An 18,855-nucleotide genomic window follows, 5' to 3' on the forward strand; every position below is an offset into this window, starting at 1 on the left:
GTCGCCCTTACACAGGTCACATGGCAGTTCTTCTGACCGCCCCCGCATCTACCGGGACCAGCGGCTACACCCTGCTCATCGCCGACGACCCCAGCCAGGTCGCCGCCGCGCAGCGGCTGCGCCACGACGTTTTCGCCGGCGAACTCGGCGCCAATCTCACCGGCGCCGTGGACGGGCGGGACGTCGACGAGTTCGACGAGCACTGCGACCACCTGATCGTGCGCGACGACGCGACCGGCGAGGTGGTCGGAACCTATCGGATGCTTCCCCCCAAGGCAGCCGAGCAGGCGGGCCGTCGGTACGGCGACGGCGAGTTCGACCTGAGCGCTCTGCGCCCGCTGCGCGACCAACTCGTCGAGACCGGGCGCTCCTGCGTCCACCCGGACCACCGCACCGGCGCCGTGGTCAACCTGATGTGGGCCGGCATCGCCCGCTACATGCACCTGAAGAACCTGCGCTGGCTCGGCGGGTGTGCCTCGGTGCCGCTGGACGACGGCGGCGTGACCGCGGCCGGCGTCTGGGCCCGGGTGCAGTCGAAGCACCTCGCACCGCCGGCGCTGCGGGTCACCCCGCGGCAGAGCTGGCTGGACCGCACCGAACTGGTCGGCGACCCCAAGACGCAGCCGCCCGCGCTGCTCAAGGGCTACCTGCGGCTGGGCAGCTGGATCTGCGGCGAGCCGGCCTACGACCCGGACTTCGAGTGCGCCGACTTCTACGTGCTGTTCTCGATGGACCGGCTGGACCCGCGGTACCGCCGGCACTTCCTGGGAGCGGCCCGATGATGTGGCAGCCGGTCTCCGGGTGCGGAGACGAATGCCGGGACGGCGCCGACGTGCGCGCGCTCCCCGGCCTCGCGACCCTGCGGGTGGTGACTCTGGCCGCCGTACTCGCCGGGGGCTTTGTGATGGTGCCGCTGCTGCGCGGCACCGCGCTGCGGACCCTGGCCCGCACCATGCTCGCGGTCCTGGGAATCAGGCTGGTCCGGCGCGGCCCGGCGCTGCGCCCGGGCAGCCTGCTGGCCGCCAACCACGTCTCCTGGCTGGACATTCTGGTGCTGCTCGCGGTGGCGCCGGTCCGGCTGGTGGCGAAGGGCGAGGTGGGTGCGTGGCCGGGCATCGGGGTGATGGCCGGCCTCTCCGGGGCGATCTTCATCGATCGCTCGCGCCCGAAGGCGCTGCCGCAGACGGTGGCCGAGGTGGCGGCCGCGCTGAAAGCTGGGCGGTCGGTCGCGGCCTTCCCGGAGGGTACGACGTTCTGCGGTGCCAAATCCGGGCTTTTCCGTCCCGCCCTGTTCCAGGCCGCGATCGATGCGAACGCGCCGGTGGTGCCCGCCTCGATCCGGTACGACACCACCGCGGCGGCGTTCATCGGGGATGACACGCTGTGGGCTTCGATTCGCCGGGTGGCCGCGCTACGTTCTCTGACGGTGACCCTGGTGACCGCTCCGGCCTTGCGCCCGACGGTCGAGGCCGACCGCCGCACCCTGGCTCGGGCAGTCCAATCCTCCCTGGGACCTTCCAGCTACAGGTTGGCAGCTTGAGTTCTTTCCCAGACAACTTTCAGCCAGTGTGCAGCGAAGCTGCAGCGTACTGATAAACAATGGCCGTCATGGCCATCCAGACTCAGCCCAAGCAGAGCGAGGCAAAGCTCCTCGTCGTCGAGGACGACGCGAACATTCTCGAGCTGCTCTCCGCCAGCCTCCGCTTCGCCGGGTTCGACGTCAGCACCGCGACGAGTGGCAGTGCCGCCGTGAGCGCGGCCAAGAACGCGACACCCGACCTGGTCGTTCTCGACGTCATGCTGCCCGACCTCGACGGTTTCGAGGTCATCCGGCTCATGCGCGAGGGCGGCCAGCGCACGCCGGTGGTCTTCCTGACCGCCCGGGACGGCACCGACGACAAGATCCGCGGCCTGACCCTCGGCGGCGACGACTACGTCACCAAGCCGTTCAGCCTCGAGGAGCTCACCGCCCGCATCCGGGCCGTGCTGCGCCGCACCACCCAGGGCGAGGAAGAGCCGTCCCGCCTGGTCTTCGCCGACCTCGAGCTCGACGAGGAGACGCACGAGGTCTACCGGGCCGGCAACCGGGTGCAGCTCTCGCCGACCGAGTTCAAGCTGCTGCGTTACCTGATGCTCAACGCCAACCGGGTGCTCTCCAAGGCACAGATACTCGATCACGTGTGGAAGTACGACTTCCGCGGCGACGACAACATCGTCGAGTCGTATATCTCCTACCTTCGGCGCAAGGTCGACAACGTCCAGCCGCGGCTGATCCACACGCTGCGCGGCGTCGGGTACGTTCTTCGCAAACCAGCCGTCTAGGCCCGCTGTGACGCTCACCGAGCGGGTTCGCACCGCGATCCCGCCGCAGCCCAGCCTGCGCCGGATCTCGCTGCGCACCAAGCTCGTGGCGTCCGTACTCGTACTGGTCTTCGCGGCTCTCACCCTGATCAGCCTGGCCAGCACGTACGCGTTGCACAGCTACCTGATCTCGCGGATGGACGATCAGCTCCGCTCGTTCGCGGACACCTCGGTCGCGACCGCAGCCAACAACAACCGGGCGCTGACCCACTCCTGGGTGGTCGTGCCGCCGGACTACATCGCCGCGGCGACCTCGGTGACCGGGGTCGGCGAGGTGTACGCCGGTGGCGGGCTGACCGCCGCCGACGTACCGAAGCTCCTGACCGGCCTGGACGAGATCAACGCGCACGCCAGTGCGCCGTACACAGTGCGTTCGACAAACGGCAAGTACATGTGGCGGATGCTGGTGATCCGCCTGAACAACGACTCGGTGCTGCACGTCGGGCAGCGGATGACCGGCATCGACGACGCCATCGCCCGGCTGGTCCGGGCCGACGTGCTGGTCGGCGTGGGCGTACTGATCGCGTTGGCCGCGGTCGGGGCCGCGCTGGTCCGGCAGAGCCTGATCCCACTGCTGCAGATCGAGCGCACGGCCGCCGCGATCGGCGCCGGCGATCTCTCCCAGCGGGTGCCCGATCCGGAGGAACACGGCGGTGAGGCGACCACCGAGCTGGGCCGGTTGTCCCGGGCGTTGAACGCGATGCTCGCCCAGATCGAGGCGGCCTTCATCGCCCGCGCGCAGTCCGAGATGGCAGCCCGCGAGGCGGCCGAGGCCGCCCTCGGCTCCGAGGCCCGGGCGCTGGCCTCCGAGGCCAAGATGCGGCAGTTCGTCGCGGACGCTTCGCACGAGCTGCGTACGCCGTTGACCACCATCCGCGGCTTCGCCGAGCTGTACCGCCAGGGTGCGGTCGCCGACCCGGCCGATGTGGCCCGCCTGGTGCGCCGGATCGAGGACGAGGCGGCCCGGATGGGGCTGCTCGTCGAGGACCTCCTGCTGCTGGCCCGGCTGGACCGGGAACGCCCGCTCACGCTGGCCCCGGTCGAGTTGCCGGTGCTCGCCCTCGACGCGGTGCAGGCGGCCGAGGCGATCGCGCCGGAACGCCGGATCGAGCTCGAGGTGCGCGGCGACTCGGAGAAGCTGGTGGCGTACGGCGACGACGCCCGGCTGCGCCAGGTCGTCGGCAACCTGATGACCAACGCGCTGGTGCACACGCCGCCGGACGCATCGATCACCCTGCGCACCTACGCCGAGCCCGGCGACCGGGCCGTGGTGGAGATCTCGGACACCGGTCCGGGCCTGAGCGAGGAACAGAAGGCGCACGTCTTCGAGCGGTTCTACCGGGCCGACGAGGCGCGCACCCGGCACACCGAGCGCGAAGCGACCGGCACCGGGCTCGGGCTGGCCATTGTGGCGGCCATCGTGCGGGCGCACCAAGGAAGCGTCGAGGTGATCAGTGAAGGGGGGCGTGGAGCGACCTTCAAGGTCACTTTGCCCACCCTAAATCCCGACAAAAGCTTCACAGAAAACATCCAGCCGTAACACAGTCTGATTCGAGCACAGCGGGGCAAAGTGAGTGCCATGAACGAGAACGAGACCGAACCGCGGACCGCGGACGCCGCTTCCGAGAGCAGCAGCGCGGAGCGGGGACAGTCTGAGCAGCCGGCCACCGCCGCGCAGCCTGCCGCCACTCCGGCGCCCGCCGCCCCGCAGTGGAGCGCCCCCACGCCGGCCACCCCGGCGTCGGTGGCTCCGGCGTCGGCGTCCCCGGCGTCGGCGGCCCCGCAATCCGGCACACCCTGGCAGCAGCAGTCGCCGTGGCAGCAGCCCGCCGGCTACCCACAGCACCCGGGTTACCCGCAGCAGCAGGGCTACCAGCACCCGGGCTATCAGCAGCCCGCCGGCTACGGCCAGCAGCACCCCTACCAGCAATACGCGCAGCAGTCGGCCTACGCCAACGGCTGGTCGGCCGCCACCCAGACCACCGCGCAGCCGGCCGTCGAGGGGCAGCCCGACTGGCAGTCCACCGACCAGGCCGGTGCGCAGACCTGGCAGCCCGCCGACCAGACCGGGCAGCCGGCCTGGGCCGTGCCGGTCGGCACCGAGCAGCGCCCACCGTCCTCCGGCCGGGGACGCAAGATCTTCGTGGCCGGCGCCGCCGCCGTGCTGATCGCGCTCGGCGCGGGCGGGGTCGGCGCCGCGACGGCACTGGCCTTCAGCGACGACAGCAACAGCCCGACCGTGCAGACCGGTAACTCGTCGACGACCCGGGTGGTCGACCGCTCCTCACTGGCCCAGATCGCCTCGGCCGTGCAGGACAGCGTCGTCTCGATCACCACCCAGTCCGGCGAGGGCTCGGGCGTGGTGCTCACCGCCGACGGCTACATCGTGACCAACAACCACGTGGTCGCCACGGCGACGGGTTCGACCGTCACGGTCATCTTCGCCGACGGCAAGAAGGCGTCGGCCACCATCGTCGGCACCGACGCGCGCACCGACCTGGCCGTGGTCAAGGCCACCGGCGTGTCCGGCCTCAAGGCCGCCAAGTTCGGCAAGAGCTCCGACATGCAGGTGGGCGACACCGTGCTGGCCATCGGCAGCCCGCTCGGCCTGGAGGGCTCGGTGACGGCCGGCATCATCAGCGCCAAGGACCGCACCATCCAGTCCAGCAGCGAGGACAGCCAGCAGGAGAGCCCGTTCGGCGGCGGCACCCAGCAGCAGCAGTCCGCCTCGACCACGATGTCCGGCCTGCTCCAGACCGACGCGCCGATCAACCCGGGTAACTCCGGTGGCGCTCTGGTCAACACCAACGGCGAGGTCATCGGCATCAACTCGGCGATCGCCACCCAGGGCTCGAGCTCCGGCAACATCGGCCTCGGCTTCGCGATCCCGAGCGACAAGGCCAGCCAGGTCGCCAACGACCTGATGGCCGGCAAGAAGGTCAGCCACCCGGCGCTCGGCGTCAGCGTGGCCGACGCGGAGAACGGCGGTGCCCTGGTGAGCACCGTGACGGCCAACAGCGCCGCCGCCAAGGCCGGCATCCAGCAGGGCGACGTCATCACCTCGGTGGACGGCAAGAACATCGATGACTCCGACGACCTGGTCGCGGCCGTCCAGGGCGGCACGGTCGGGCAGAAGATGACCATCGAGTACACCCGGGACGGCGCCAAGAAGTCGGCCACCGTCACGCTGGCCGAGGCCGAGTAACACCAAGGACCGGATTTCCCTCCCCGCTGCGGCGGGTGGTGTGACAAGGGGGTTGTCACACCACCCGCCGCACGTTCGTTTAGGTATGCCGTTATTCCGGGAACTTTTCGGACAACCTCGCCCGAATGCCCGCCTAGGACTCGCGCTGGTAACGGAGTTCCGCCTAATCTCCAATCCGCTAACGGCTGCGCCCCCCGCCGCCGAGCTGGAGAGGCCGCTCAGGTGACCTACGTCGATACCCGGATGAACGTCTGGGAAGCCCTGGCCGGGCGGGCTCCGGGAGAGCCCGGCGGCCCCGCCGACCCCGGCCTGTGGGGAGCCGTCGTCGATCGGCTCAATCCGGTGCGGGCCCGGCCCGTGCTGCGAGCCGGCATCGAGGCTGTTCAGTTGAGTTCGGCGCGCGGCGAGGCGTACATCATGCTGCGCTCGCCGGACGGCGGCACCCGGGCCGGCTACCTGCGGCTGACTCCCGAGGAGTGGCAGCTCGCCCTGCTGATGGACGGGGAGAACACGGTGGCCCGCCTGGTCGCCGAGTTCGCCCGGATCGCCGGCCGGCTCGCCCCCGACCAGGTCCGCCGGGTGGTGGCCGACCTGGCCGGCAACCGGATGCTCGACGAACTGCCGATGGACGCGTTCCGCCCGGTCGAGGAATCCCGGCGCAAGGCGCTCCCGGAGCGGGTCGGCAACTCGATGCTGGCCGCCGCGCGCGGCCGCCGGATGCTTGTCTTCGACGTCGACGGCCTGGTCACCGCGCTCTACCGGGCCGGCGGCAAGCTCTTCTTCGGCACCGGGGCCTTCGTCGGCACCGGCGTGCTGGCCGTGCTCGGCCTGGCCCTGTTCGTGACGACCTGGTCGCGCGGCAGCCGGTCGCTGTTCCTGACCAGTGACTCCTACCTGGCCGGTGCGGTCGTGCTGGTGGTGCTGAACGGCATCGTGCTGTTCACCCACGAGCTGGCCCGGGCGCTGGCCGCCAAGGCCGCGGGCCGCGAGGTGCCCGCCGCCGGTCTGCTTGTCTACTTCGGCATCCCGTCCTTCTTCGTGGACACCACCGACGTGTGGATGGCCGGTCGCCGGGCCCGCATGCTGGTGGCCGCAGCCGGTCCGGGCAGCGCGCTGCTGCTGGCCGGCCTGGTCCAGCTCGGCGGGCTGGCCGTCCCGGCCCTCGGCGGCCTGGCCTTCAAGCTCGCCTTTTTGTGGTACCTGAACGCTTTCTTCCAGCTCAGCCCGTTCCTGCCGCTCGACGGTCAATACCTGCTGATGGACTGGCTGGAGATTCCGCAGCTGCGCGCCCGCGGCCTGGCCTGGATCGGCGCCCGGCTGCGCGGCCGCCCGCCGCGCTGGTCGGTGCTCGACCGCGAGGGCCGGCTCGTCGCGCTCTACGGCGTCCTCTCCGTCGCCTGGCTCGCCCTCGCCGCGGTGCTGACCCTGCGGGTGTGGGAGGACCGGGTCTCCGGCCTGGCCACCGGCCTGTGGCAGACCGGGCTGCTCGGCGGCCTGCTGCTCCTGCTGGTCGTCCTCGGTCTCGGCGCGCCCGCCGTCTTCTTCCTGCTGGGCCGGCTCACCCGCCGGTGGCGCCGGTCCCGGCAACGCAGCGCCGAGAACGACCGGGAGGCGGACAGCCCGCGCCGGGTCGCCGCGCTGCGCGCCTCCGAACTGGGCGGACTGCCCGAGCCGGCGCTGCAGGGCCTGGCCGCCCGGGCCCGCTGGGAGCACCCGTCCACCGGCCGCCCGCTGATCCTGGCCGGCGGCTCGCAGTCAGCCGTCTACGTGGTGGTCGAGGGCACGCTGACCGCGCGCAAGCCCGGCGACCCGCCCGGCACGGTCCGCCACCACGTCGGGCCCGGCGGGGTCGTCGGCCTGGTCAACGCGCTCACCGGCCGGTCCACCCAGCTCGACTGGTACACGTCCGGCACCACCCTGCTCTACATCCCGGCCGCCACGGTCGCCACCGTGGTCGGCCCGCTGCCCGGCCCGCCGCCGCAGGACCGGGCCGAGGCCGAGGCGCTGTTCGCCGACACCCCGGCGCTCTCCGGCCTCGCCGTCGACCAGCGGCTCGCGCTGATCGCCTCGGCGCATCCGGTCGACCTCGAGCCGGGCGCGCCGGTGATCCTGCCCGGCCCGACCCACGCGGTCGTCGTCGAGTCCGGCGTGATCGCCATCCCGGACGGCATCGAGCTGCGCCGCGGCACCCTGGTGGGCCCGGTCGGCGACGGCAGCCCCGGCATGGTGGCGCAGACTCTGACCCCCGTACGCCTCTGGGTCCTGCCTGATGCTTCTGACCTTCCTCCGCTGGTCGGGGCCACCCACCGGCCCGGCTCGCCGATGCCGGTGGTCGCGGTCAACGGCGGTCCGCGGCCGGGCGCGCCCGCGCCCGACGCCTACCCGCCGCTCGCGGTGCCGCCCGGCCCGCCGGAAGGGCCCGACGACCAGTCGGTCGACCGCCGGTTCGAGGGCCGGCTCTGGTGGTTCACCGTGATATTGCTGGTGCTCGCCCTGGTGTTCACCGTGCTCAGCTTCCGGCCCGGGCCGGCCTGGGCCGAGATGGCCCGCGACCGGGTGCTGATCACCGTCGACCACGGCCGGGCCACCAGCGAGGCCGAGAGCGAGCTGGCCACGATCGAGGCGGGCGACGAGCGGTACGTCGGTGCGGGCACCGAGGTCGACGTGCCGACCGGGGCCACGGCCCGGCTCACCTTCCCGGGCGGCGGCGTCACCGTGCTCTGTGCCGGCTCCCGGGTGATGGTCGGCGACCTGTCGGTCGGTAGCGGGCGGCACCAGAGCCCACGCGGCGCGATCAGCCTGCAGGCCGGCCGGGTGCTGGCCGACACCACCGGCACGAGCGGCGCGTTCAACCCGCTCGCCCTGACCGTGACCCGTCCCGACGGCAAGATCACCAATTCCGGTGCGGCCTGGTACTCGGTCGACCCGGCCGCGGTGACCGTCTCGACCGGCACGGTGTCGGTGGCCGGTCAGGCCACCGCGGGCACCGGCGCGAAGCTGAGCTGCGGCGACGGCGTCGAGGTCACCCAGCCGTCGGAGGAGCAGAGCACCGAGCCGAGCGAGGAGCCGCTGCCGTCCGAGTCGATCGCGCCGGCCGAGTCGGCCAGCGCCGTGCCGTCGGTGAGTGCCAGCCCGACGGCGACCGAGGATTCGACCGAGGAAACGACGCAGCCGACCGAGGCCGCCACCACCCAGGCCCCGACGACGCGCCCCACCACGATCCGGCCGCCGACCACCACCACGCCGACCACCAGGCCGACGACGGCGGCGACGACACCTCCGACCACCACTGCGGCGCCGCCCGAACCAACGCCGACAACCACCGAGCCGACAACAACGCCGCCCACATCGGAGGTACAGCAGACCCCCTCCTCCTAGGTAATGTCAGAGGCATCGAAAGGGGATCGATGCTCTGCTGGTTCTGTGCCGAGGCCGCTCGCGCGAGTTGCCGCTTCTGCGGGCGTGCCGTCTGTCCCGACCACGCCCGCTTCGGGCCCTACCTGCTCCAGGTGAACCGTTCCGAGACCCGGCAGCGGGTCGAGGCGCTCGTGGTGGAGGACGCCGTGCAGTGCGGCACCTGCCGGCCAAGACCACACCCAGTGGCGATGCCCGAACTGGACTGAACGCCGTACCGTCGAGGAATGAAGCAGAAGGACGGCGAGCCCAGCGACCTCGACATGTGGTCGGAGTTCGGCACCGCGGCCGGGATGGCGGCCGTCAAGCTGCCCGGCGGCAGCCGGGCGGGTCTCGGTGAGCGCCCCGACATCGACGGCCTTCCGGCGGTGCAGGGGCTGGGCGACGCGCCGACGATCGGCCTCGACGAGGCGGTGCGGCACGCCACCGCCAAGGTTCGCGAGACGGCCGCGCCCGAGGGCTATCACAACCGGGTCGACGCGGACGGCGACGGCCACCTGGACGAGGCCACCTATCGCGGCGACGGCAAGGGCGGCGCCGAGATCCTGGTCGACCTCGACGGCGACGGCCAGGCCGACTTCATCGGGCACGACACCGACCTCGACAACCGGGTCGACTTCGCCGACTACGACAAGGACCACGACGGCGTCTTCGAGAAGCGGATGTACGACGACGACGGCAACGGCTACCTGGACCGTACGGAGTGGACCCACGGCAGCTGATCGTCCGTCGTCTATTTACATTTACAGTTAACAGTCCTAATAATTGGCCATGCGCCGATCGACGATCTTCGCCATGGCAACCGCCGCGCTCCTCCTCGGCGGCACTCCCGTCTACCTCGCCAGCTCGGCCAACGCCGCGACCGCCTGCGCCACGGCGTGGAGCGCCACGACGGTCTACGTCGGCGGCAACAGCGCCTCGCAGAACGGCCACAACTACACCGCGAAGTGGTGGACCCAGAACGAATCCCCGGCCACCCACTCCGGACAGTGGGACGTGTGGGCCGACAACGGGGTCTGCGGAGGGACTACCACCCCGCCGACCACCGCCCCTACCACCACACCGCCGACGACTCCGCCCACCACCGCGCCGACCACGCCGCCGACGACTCCGCCGACCAGCTCCCCGGTCACCGGAATTCCGAAGCACGCCCTGATCGGCTACCTGCACGCGAGCTTCGCCAACGGCTCCGGCTACCTGCGGATGTCCGACGTACCGGCCGACTGGGACATCATCAACCTCGCCTTCGGCGAGCCCACCAGCGCGACCTCCGGCGACATCCGCTTCACCCTGTGTCCGGCCACCGAGTGCCCCGGCGTCGAGACCGAGGCCCAGTTCATCGCCGCGATCAAGGCGAAGCGGGCGGCCGGCAAGAAGGTCCTGCTCTCCATCGGCGGCGCCAACGGCCAGGTGCAGCTCACCACGACGGCGGCCCGGGACACGTTCGTCAGCTCGGTCAGCGCGATCGTCGACAAATACGGCCTGGACGGCGTTGACGTCGACTTCGAGGGCCACTCGCTGTCCCTGAACACCGGCGACACCGACTTCAAGAACCCGACCACCCCGGTGATCGTCAACCTGATCAGCGCCCTGCGTTCGCTCAAGGCCCGCTACGGCGCCGGCTTCGTGCTGACCATGGCCCCGGAAACGTTCTTCGTCCAACTCGGCTACCAGTACTACGGCTCCGGCCCGTGGGGCGGCCAGGACCCGCGGGCGGGTTCCTACCTCCCGGTGATCTACGCGGTCCGCGACTTCCTGACAATCCTGCACGTCCAGGACTACAACTCGGGCTCGATCATGGGCCTGGACAACCAATACCACTCGATGGGCGGCGCCGACTTCCACATCGCGATGACCGACATGCTGCTGGCCGGCTTCCCGGTGGCCGGCAACACCGCCAACGCCTTCCCGGCCCTGCGTGAGGACCAGGTGGCGTTCGGCGCGCCGAGCTCGGTGAGCGCCGGCAACGGATACGTCGCTCCGGCGGCGGTCCAGCAGGCGGTCGGCTGCCTGGTCAGCGGCGCCAACTGCGGCGGCTACACGGTCCGCAGCGGCACCAACCCGAACTTCCGCGGCCTGATGACCTGGAGCATCAACTGGGACAAGTTCTACAGCTGGGAATTCCAAAACCAAAACGGCAAGTTCGTGAAGGCGCTGCCGTAGCTGTCGCAAAAGATCAAGATCAGAAAGATCAAGATCAGGATGTCGTGCCTGGGTGGGTGGTTGCGCGCCGCAGCTCCCGCCGGGGCCGGGCCGGGGCCCAGCAGAGCTGGCCCTGGCCCTTCATTCTGCGTGCGTGGGGAAGATCAAGACCCTCAGGCGGCGATGACGTTGTGCACGGCTACCCGGTGGGTGTCGGGGTTGGACCATGACCAGTTCGGGTGGGCTCGGTTCGTCAGCAGGACGACCACCATTCGCTTGGCCGGGACCACCAGCAGCGACGTTCCGGTGAAACCGGTGTGGCCGAAGGCGGTCGGTGAGGCCAGCTTGCCCATGAACCAGGTCTGGTTCATCTCGACGCCGAGGCCGTGGTCGGCCGAGCGGCCCGGTCGCTCGGCGTCGATCGCCTTCTTGCCCTTGTTGACGTTGGTCAGCATCTTCTGGACCGTGCCGGCCGAGAGGATGCGCTTGCCGTTGTAGGTGCCGCCGTTCAGCAGCATCTGGCCGATCACCGCGACGTCCCGGGCGGTGCCGAAGACACCGGCGTGCCCGGCCACCCCGCCCAGGACGTTGCAGACGTCGTCGTGCACCGTGCCGCGCAGCAGCTCGCGCGAGGTGCGGGCGTCGGTGGCCACCAGGCGTTGCTTGTCGGTGACCCACTTCAGCGGCTGGAAGCCGGTGTCCTTGAGGCCCAGCGGCGTGGCCAGGTTGTCGCGCAGCGCCCGGTCCAGGGTCTTGCCGGTGAGCTTCTCGACCAGCCGGCCCAGCACCATCAGCCCGGTGCTGGAGTAGCGGAACGTGGTGCCGGGGACGCCGCCGCTGACCAGCGGGGTGGCCAGCACCGACTTCCACCGGGCGGTGTTGTTGGCCATCCCGGTCACCTTGGCGCCGACCGGGAGCGCGCTGGTGTGCGCCAGCAGCATCGCCACGGTGATCTTTTCCTTGCCGGCCCCGGTGAAGTCGGGCAGGTACTGCCGCACCGGTGCGTCCAGCGCGATCTTGCCCTGGTCGACCAGCTGCAGGGTGAGGATCGCGGTGTAGACCTTGGTGAGCGAGGCCAGGTCGAAGATCGAGTCGGTGCGCATGGTGACCCGCTTGGCCGCGGGCAGATCGACGGGACCGGCGCCATAGCGCAGGGCGTGCCCGACCGCGGTGGTCATCCGGGCAGTGCCGTCCTGCAGCACGAGCGCGACCGCACCGGCGTACCCGGGATGCTTGGGGTTGTCTTTTGTGGGTTTGAGGTATTTGGTCAGGGTTTCTTTGACTTTGCCGGCATAGGGCGCGGTAGCGGCCGCGGCTGACCGCGCCGGGGCGGGCGCGGAAGACGACGGAGCAGCAGCCGGCGGCTCCGCCGAGGAGACCGGCTCGGCCCAGGTCGTCGACGGTGCGGAGGCCCGGCCGCAGCCGGCGAGGCCGGCGGCCAGACCGGCGGCCAGGACGGCGCGGCGCGGAAGGGTCACGGCGACGATGATGACACGGACCACGGTGTACGCACAGGCGAGAGCGGTAGGGGCCGGATCGGATCGTGAAACGATGACGGCATGGTCAACGAGTCGGTGGCGTTCGTTCTCGGTGGTGGCGGGGTTCTCGGTGCGGTCGAGGTCGGGATGCTGCGAGCGCTCTTCCGGGCCGGTTTCAAACCGGACGTCGTGGTCGGCACCTCGATCGGCGCGGTGAACGGCGCACTCGTCGCGGCCGACCCCAGCGAGTCGGTCACCGACCGGCTGGTGCGGCTCTGGACCTCGCCGGAGGCCGCCGCGGTCTACGGCGACTCGATCGGCCGGCAGGTGCGCCGGTTCGCGGCCCGCACCCACCTGCACTCGCCTAGGCCGCTGCGCCGGCTGCTCGAGGGCGAGTTGGGCGAGCACACCACGTTCGCCGACCTGAAGATCCCGTTCCGCTGCTGCGCGGCCAGCATCGAGCGGGCCGCCGAGCACTGGTTCGACAGCGGGCCGCTGGTCGACGCCGTGCTGGCCTCCTCCGCGGTGCCGGGGCTGCTGCCCCCGATGGAGATGTCGGGAGAGCACTATGTGGACGGTGGCATCGTCAACTCGATTCCGATTGGCGAGGCGGTCCGGGTCGGTGCAAAACTGATCTTCGTGCTTCAGGTGGGGCGGATCGAGCGGCCGCTCAGCGTGCCCCGCCGGCCGTGGGAGGTGGCTCAGGTGGCGTTCGAGATCGCCCGCCGGCACCGGTTCGCGCGCGAGGTTGCCTCGCTGCCCGACGATGTACGTGTGCATGTCCTTCCCGCCGGCGGTGGCGACGGCCGCGACGACAGCCCCTGGGCCTACCGGGACATGGCCGCGGTCGGCCGCCGGATCAGCCGGGCCTACACCGCCTCCCGCCGTTACCTGGCCGCCAACGTGCATCCGTTGCCGGGCTCGCCCTGATGCCCCCGGTCTGGATACGCCGCCTGATCTTCGCGCCCGCGGTGGTGCTGCTGGCGATCGCGCTGCTCACCACCCTGCCGGTCTGGCTGCTGCTCGCACTGGCCGCGTCGCCGCTGGTGCCGGGCCACCTGCGGGTGCCGCGTCTGGTCTTCCTCGGCATCGTCTACGTGGTGTGGGACGCGGCCGCCCTGGTGGCGCTGGCCGCGCTCTGGGTGGCGTCCGGATTCGGGTGGAAGGTCCGCGGCCCGCGTTTTCAGCGCGCTCACTACGTACTGACCGGAAAGTTCTTGGGGGTTTTGTTCTGGTTGGCCCGATGGTCGCTGCACCTGACCGTCGACGTGGTCGGCACCGACCCGGACACCGCGATCCCGGGCCGCCCGGAGATCGTGGTGAGCCGGCACGCCGGGCCGGGCGACTCGTTCATCCTGATCCACGCCCTGGTCAACTGGTTCGACCGGGAACCGCGGATCGTGCTGAAGGCCACCCTGCAGTGGGACCCGGCGGTGGACGTGCTGCTCAACCGTCTGCCCAGCCGGTTCATCACGCCGGGGCGCACCACCCCGGGGACGAAGAGCCTGGAGGACGAGGTCGGCGAGCTCGCGGTCGGCCTGGACGAGAACGACGCCTTCGTGATCTTCCCGGAGGGCGGCAACTTCACGCCCCGGCGCAAGGTCAAGGCGATCCAGTGGCTGCGCCAGCGCGGGATGACCGGCCTGGCCCGGAAGGCGGAAAACCTGCGTAACCTGCTGCCGCCGAAGCCGGGCGGCCTGTCCGCGGCGATCGACGCGGCACCCGACGCGGGGGTCATCTTCGTGGCCCACACCGGCCTGGACCGGATGATCACGGTCGCCGACGTGTGGCGCGAGCTGCCGATGGACAAGCAGCTCATCATGCGGTTCTGGAGCGTTCCGCCGGAGGAGGTGCCGGCCGGCGAGGAGGAACGGGTGGCCTGGCTCTACGACTGGTGGGCCCGGATCGATGCGTGGATCGAGGAGAACCGGCCGGCGGTCCGTCCGCTGTCTACGGACTGGACCGCCCGCCGGATGTCTCAGGAACCGAGCGAGTTGTAGAAGCTGTCCGGGGCCTCGGTGACCTCGGACGCGGCCGGCGCGGCGACGTTCACCGGGGCGCCGTAATCGGCGTAGGTCACGTCGATCGGGTCACCCTGCGGGACCGTGATGGTCAGCTTGGTGAGCCGCCCCTGGTCGTCCAGGGCGGCCGTGAACGGCACCTTCGACGCGTCCGCGCCGTAGCTGTCGATCGTCACCTGGCTGAGCCCGGCGAGCCCGGCCGCCTTGGTGAGGTCGAGCGTGCCGGCGTACGTACCCGTGCCGGTTTCCTTGACGTCGGTGGCCGCACCCAGCAGATTCGCCGTACCCACCGGGTCGATCTGATTCGGCCGCAGGCCGATGTTGGCCCCGGCCGGCAGCCGGGAACCGTCGAGGTGGGTCCACGTGCCGGCCTTGGTGATGCCGGGCACCTGGGCGTAGAGGTCGTCGCCGAGCAGCAGCGATTTGATGTTGATCTCGGCGTTCGGGCCGCTCGCGGTGAGCTGGGCGCTGGCCTTGCCACCCACCGGGTCGATCGCGCCGGTCAGCTTGAAACCGGCACCGGAGGTCGCCGTGAGGGTGAAGCTGGTGGTGCCGAGCAGGGCCGTGGCCTTGGACAGGGCCGAGACCGCGCCCGCCTCGGCGGCGCCCGAGGAGGGGCCGGCCGCGACGCTCGGGGCCGGAGCTCCGGAGGCGGAAGTGCTGGCCGTGCCGCCGTTGTCGCACCCGGCCATCGCGAAGCCAACCGTGGCGATCGTGGCAATACCAAGCCCGGCGAGCCGTGGTGTCCGCATGTACGTCCTCCCTGACGTGGCCGGCGTCTGGGGTGACTCCGGCTGATCGACATCAATTCCCGGCAGGCCCGGTGGGCAAACGGCACCTTCCGGGTACGGCATGATGGGCCGAGGCAAGAACACCTGGAGGATCCGTGAGATTCGAGGTCAGCAAGGTCCTCGATGCCATCGAGGCGCGGCTGTCCACCGACCCGGCACTGGCGCGGGCGGTGGTCGACCTGTCGGAGATCGTGCGATATGCCGATCTTGACGGCGGGCGGCCGGCCAACTCGGTGCGCCTCGGCCTGGTCGTTGACGCGCTCGGCCGCTACCTCTCCGAGGAGAATGTGCCGGTTTACGTGGTGTCCCCACGCGCGTTGCTCTCCGACACCGACCTCACCTCGAACGAGCGGATGGTCATCCGCCGCTGGGCCGACGACGGCAAGGTCGAAGTGCTGCCGATGCTCGACGACCGGGTCTTCGAGGTGGCCGAGCTGCTCGGGGTGCCGGTGCTCACCCGCACCCGGGGTGAGCAGTTCCGGGCCCGCCGCCCGTGGGTCGACGAACCGGGCCGGCTGCTGGCCGCGGTGGCGGGCGAGGGCGGCACCCCGGTGCTGGTCTCCCGGGTGGGCCGCGGCGACCCGGCCAAGCAGGCCGAACGCTCACCGATGGGCGAGCGGCTGCTGGCCCGGGTGTGGCGCTGCCCCGAGTCGAACTGCACGAGCTTCGGGTCGGGTGTCGACTCGGACAGCCCGTTCGCCGACATGCGCACCTTCACCAGCCCGGTGTCCCAGCCGCCACCGGCGGTGCGGGCCGGGGCGCCGTCGTGCCCCCGGCACGGCGCGAAACTCAAGGACAACGGGGCTCGCCCGGCGGTGGAGGTGCTCTCGGTCCGCATCGACGGCATCGTCCGGCAGCGCTTCGTCGTCTCCACCGAGGGCCCGGTGGTGGTCGGCCGGGCGCCCGAGGGCGGCAAGGGCGTGATGCTCGGCCAGTGGCTGAGCGAGGACGCCCGGAAGTGGATCAGCCGTGGCCACGTGCAGTTCGCGCTGCGCGACGACGGCACCCTGACGGTCCAGGACGTCAGCACCAACGGCTCCGGCGTCCGCCCGGGCGGTTCCGACGACGATGACCAGCGGGTCACCCTCGGGCGTAATGAGAGCCGCCCGCTGGCCGCGGCCGACGTGGTGGAGCTCTACGCGGGCGTCAACGTGGGCCGGTCGAAGATGTGGGCCACCGGCGGGGTCGTCCAGCCGCATTCGGTCATGGGCGAGGCCCCGACGATGGCCCTGCGAAAGTTCGACCGTTAGGTAAGGATCGCGGCGAGCTGGGCTGAGCTGGCTGGCTCCGCTTCGCTCCGCGGGGACGCCCGCCCTATAGGCCAGTGAGATGGTGGGCGGTTTTCCGCCACCCGCAAACCCCGCGGGCGTCGAAAAACCACCCACCATCTCACTGACGGCGGTCGTCCAATATTGCCGCCAGTTGTCCAACCGCAAGATCGAGTTCCTCCGCCGTGACCACCAGGGGCGGGGCCAGGCGGATCGTGGAGCCGTGGGTGTCCTTGGCCAGCACGCCGCGGGCGGCGAGCCGCTCGCACGCCTGGCGGCCGGTCATCAGGGCCGGGTCGATGTCGACCCCGGCCCACAGGCCGCGGCCGCGCACGGCGATGACGCCCCGGCCGATCAGCGCGTTCAGGCCGGCGTGCAGGCGGTCGCCGAGCTCCTCCGAGCGCTTCTGGAACTCGCCGGTGGCCAGCAGCCGCACCACCTCGGTGCCGACCGCGCAGGCCAGCGGGTTCCCGCCGAAGGTGGAACCGTGCTCGCCGGGCTTGAGCACGCCCAGGACGTCCTTGTTGGCCGCGACCGCGGAGACCGGCACGATGCCGCCGCCCAGGGCCTTACCGAGCACGTACATGTCCGGGACGACGCCCTCGTGCTCGATCGCGAACGTGCGCCCGGTGCGGCCCAGGCCGGACTGGATCTCGTCGGCCACGAACAGCGCGTGGTTTGCGTCGCACAGCTCCCGCACGCCACCCAGGTAGCCCTCCGGCGGCACCAGCACGCCCGCCTCGCCCTGAATCGGCTCCATCAGCACGGCCACCGTGTTCGGGGTGAACGCGTCGGCCAGCGCGGCCAGGTTGCCGTAGGGAACAACCACAAAGCCCGGGGTGTACGGCCCGAAATCGTCACGGGCGTCCGGGTCGGTGGAGAAGCTGATGATCGTCGTGGTGCGGCCGTGGAAGTTGTCGGCCGCCACGATGATCTCGGCCTGCCCGTCCGGCACGCCCTTGACCTGGTAACCCCACTTGCGGGCCACCTTGATCGCGGTCTCCACCGCCTCGGCGCCGGTGTTCATCGGCAGCACCAGGTCCTTGCCGCAGAGCGCGGCCAGCCCGCGGCAGAACTCGGCGAACTGGTCGTGCACGAACGCCCGGCTGGTCAGCGTGACCCGGTCGAGCTGGGCGTGCGCGGCCGCGATCAGCCCCGGGTGGCGGTGGCCGAAGTTGAGCGCCGAGTAACCGGCCAGGAAGTCGAGGTAGCGGCGCCCGTCAACGTCAGTGACCCAGGCGCCCTCAGCCGAAGCGACGACGACCGGCAGTGGGTGATAGTTGTGCGCCGTCCACCGCTCGGCTTCGGCGAGCGCCTCCGGCGTACGCAGATCCACGCTTGTCATCGCACCTCCAACGTGCAGCACTTGGGACCGCCGCCGGCCTTGCGCAGCTCGGAGACGTCCACTCCGACGGTCTGGTAACCGGCGGCTTTCAGCGAATCGGCCAGGTGGGTGGCCTGGACCGGCAGCACCACGGTACGGCCGTCGCTCACCGCGTTGAGGCCCAATACCGCGGCATCCTCCTCATTCGCGATGATCGCGTGCGGGTAGAGCTGCCGGAGCACGGCCTGCGAGCCCGGCGAGAACGCGGACGGCAGGTAGGCGACGTTGGTGTCGTCGAGCACGCAAAGCGCGGTGTCGAGGTGGTAATAGGCCGGGTCGACCAGCTGGAGCGTGATCACCGGTCGGCGCAGCACCTCCTGCGTCTCGGCGTGCGACGCGTGCGAGGTGCGGAAACCGGTGCCGGCCAGCAGGATGTCCCCGGCGAGCAGGATGTCGCCCTCGCCCTCGTTGGTGTGCTTGGGCTCGGTGACGTCGAAACCGTGCTCACGGAACCACGCGGCGTACGCCGGGGCCTCGTCGGCCCGCTCGGCGTCGCGGAACTGCACGGCCAGCACCCGGCCGTCGACCACGGTGGCGCCGTTGGCCGCGAACACCATGTCGGGCAGCCCGGGCAGCGGGTCGATCAGCTCGACGGTGTGACCCAGGTCGAGGAAGGTCTGCCGGAGCGTCTCCCACTGCCGGACGGCGAGGGCGTTGTCGTACGGCGCCGTGGGGTCCATCCACGGGTTGATCCGGTACGTGACCGCGAAATGGGTGGGGCGGCACATGAGGTATCGACGCATGACCCAAACGGTAGGGCCGTTCGGCGTACGGAACTATGGCTCGATCAT

15 protein-coding genes are annotated in these 18,855 nt (G+C 71.0%); 11 read left to right on the forward strand and 4 right to left on the reverse strand.

All coding sequences use genetic code 11. The annotated features are described in order from the left end of the window. The first annotated feature begins 20 nt into the window (after positions 1 to 20). The 8 genes from Ate02nite_RS36900 (at position 21) to Ate02nite_RS36940 (ending at position 11,143) form a co-directional block, all read left to right on the forward strand. The gene (locus tag Ate02nite_RS36900; protein ID WP_203812546.1) at positions 21 to 782 is read left to right on the forward strand and encodes a GNAT family N-acetyltransferase; all 762 of its coding nucleotides are present in this window, start codon (positions 21 to 23) and stop codon (positions 780 to 782) included. Then, on the forward strand, positions 779 to 1,540 hold the full coding sequence (locus Ate02nite_RS36905) for a lysophospholipid acyltransferase family protein (RefSeq protein ID WP_203812547.1): 762 nt from the start codon (positions 779 to 781) through the stop codon (positions 1,538 to 1,540). The genes Ate02nite_RS36900 and Ate02nite_RS36905 overlap by 4 nt, the downstream gene beginning before the upstream one ends. 68 nt (positions 1,541 to 1,608) lie before the next feature. Then, entirely contained in the window at positions 1,609 to 2,322 is a 714-nt protein-coding gene (locus Ate02nite_RS36910) for a response regulator transcription factor (RefSeq protein ID WP_203812548.1), read from the forward strand. Positions 2,323 to 2,329: 7 nt separating this feature from the next. Continuing rightward, positions 2,330 to 3,901: a sensor histidine kinase gene (locus Ate02nite_RS36915; protein ID WP_203812549.1), complete on the forward strand. Its 1,572-nt coding sequence runs from the start codon at positions 2,330 to 2,332 to the stop codon at positions 3,899 to 3,901. 39 nt (positions 3,902 to 3,940) lie between these two features. Then, complete coding sequence (locus Ate02nite_RS36920) at positions 3,941 to 5,566, forward strand: trypsin-like peptidase domain-containing protein (RefSeq protein WP_203812550.1); 1,626 nt, start codon at positions 3,941 to 3,943, stop codon at positions 5,564 to 5,566. A 222-nt stretch (positions 5,567 to 5,788) separates the two neighbouring features. After that, entirely contained in the window at positions 5,789 to 8,944 is a 3,156-nt protein-coding gene (locus tag Ate02nite_RS36925; protein ID WP_203812551.1) for a cyclic nucleotide-binding protein, read from the forward strand. Positions 8,945 to 9,207: 263 nt separating this feature from the next. Then, a complete protein-coding gene (locus Ate02nite_RS36935) occupies positions 9,208 to 9,702 on the forward strand; it encodes a hypothetical protein (RefSeq protein ID WP_203812553.1) in 495 nt (164 codons plus the stop codon). A gap of 73 nt (positions 9,703 to 9,775) precedes the next feature. Then, entirely contained in the window at positions 9,776 to 11,143 is a 1,368-nt protein-coding gene (locus tag Ate02nite_RS36940; RefSeq protein WP_438871312.1) for a chitinase, read from the forward strand. Positions 11,144 to 11,295: 152 nt separating this feature from the next. Here the strand turns inward: Ate02nite_RS36940 and Ate02nite_RS36945 are convergent, their stop codons facing one another. Next, a complete protein-coding gene (locus tag Ate02nite_RS36945; RefSeq protein WP_203812555.1) occupies positions 11,296 to 12,600 on the reverse strand; it encodes a serine hydrolase domain-containing protein in 1,305 nt (434 codons plus the stop codon). Between the two features lie 81 nt (positions 12,601 to 12,681). Here Ate02nite_RS36945 and Ate02nite_RS36950 point away from each other — a divergent pair, with 81 nt between their 5' ends. Continuing rightward, positions 12,682 to 13,530 (forward strand): patatin-like phospholipase family protein, encoded by an 849-nt coding sequence (locus Ate02nite_RS36950; protein WP_203812556.1) that lies wholly within the window; start codon positions 12,682 to 12,684, stop codon positions 13,528 to 13,530. After that, positions 13,530 to 14,600 (forward strand): 1-acyl-sn-glycerol-3-phosphate acyltransferase, encoded by a 1,071-nt coding sequence (locus tag Ate02nite_RS36955; RefSeq protein ID WP_203812557.1) that lies wholly within the window; start codon positions 13,530 to 13,532, stop codon positions 14,598 to 14,600. The genes Ate02nite_RS36950 and Ate02nite_RS36955 overlap by 1 nt, the downstream gene beginning before the upstream one ends. Here Ate02nite_RS36955 and Ate02nite_RS36960 read toward each other — a convergent pair. Further along, positions 14,579 to 15,373 (reverse strand): LppX_LprAFG lipoprotein, encoded by a 795-nt coding sequence (locus Ate02nite_RS36960; protein ID WP_203812558.1) that lies wholly within the window; start codon positions 15,371 to 15,373, stop codon positions 14,579 to 14,581. The two genes, Ate02nite_RS36955 and Ate02nite_RS36960, sit on opposite strands and share 22 nt — an antisense overlap. Positions 15,374 to 15,507: 134 nt before the next feature. Between Ate02nite_RS36960 and Ate02nite_RS36965 the strand changes: the two genes are divergently transcribed. Then, positions 15,508 to 16,662 (forward strand): FHA domain-containing protein, encoded by a 1,155-nt coding sequence (locus Ate02nite_RS36965; RefSeq protein ID WP_203812559.1) that lies wholly within the window; start codon positions 15,508 to 15,510, stop codon positions 16,660 to 16,662. Between the two features lie 139 nt (positions 16,663 to 16,801). Here Ate02nite_RS36965 and rocD read toward each other — a convergent pair whose 3' ends face one another. Both rocD and ddaH read right to left on the reverse strand, forming a co-directional pair. Next, positions 16,802 to 18,025 carry an ornithine--oxo-acid transaminase gene (gene rocD / locus Ate02nite_RS36970; RefSeq protein WP_203812560.1) on the reverse strand — a complete coding sequence of 408 codons (1,224 nt, stop codon included), beginning with the start codon at positions 18,023 to 18,025 and terminating at the stop codon, positions 16,802 to 16,804. Further along, on the reverse strand, positions 18,022 to 18,807 hold the full coding sequence (ddaH, locus tag Ate02nite_RS36975) for a dimethylargininase (RefSeq protein WP_203812561.1): 786 nt from the start codon (positions 18,805 to 18,807) through the stop codon (positions 18,022 to 18,024). The genes rocD and ddaH overlap by 4 nt, the downstream gene beginning before the upstream one ends. Positions 18,808 to 18,855: the final 48 nt, after the last annotated feature.

Origin of the sequence: Paractinoplanes tereljensis (genome assembly GCF_016862435.1) — a bacterium.
In the GTDB taxonomy this organism is placed as follows: Bacteria; Actinomycetota; Actinomycetes; order Mycobacteriales; family Micromonosporaceae; genus Actinoplanes; species Actinoplanes tereljensis.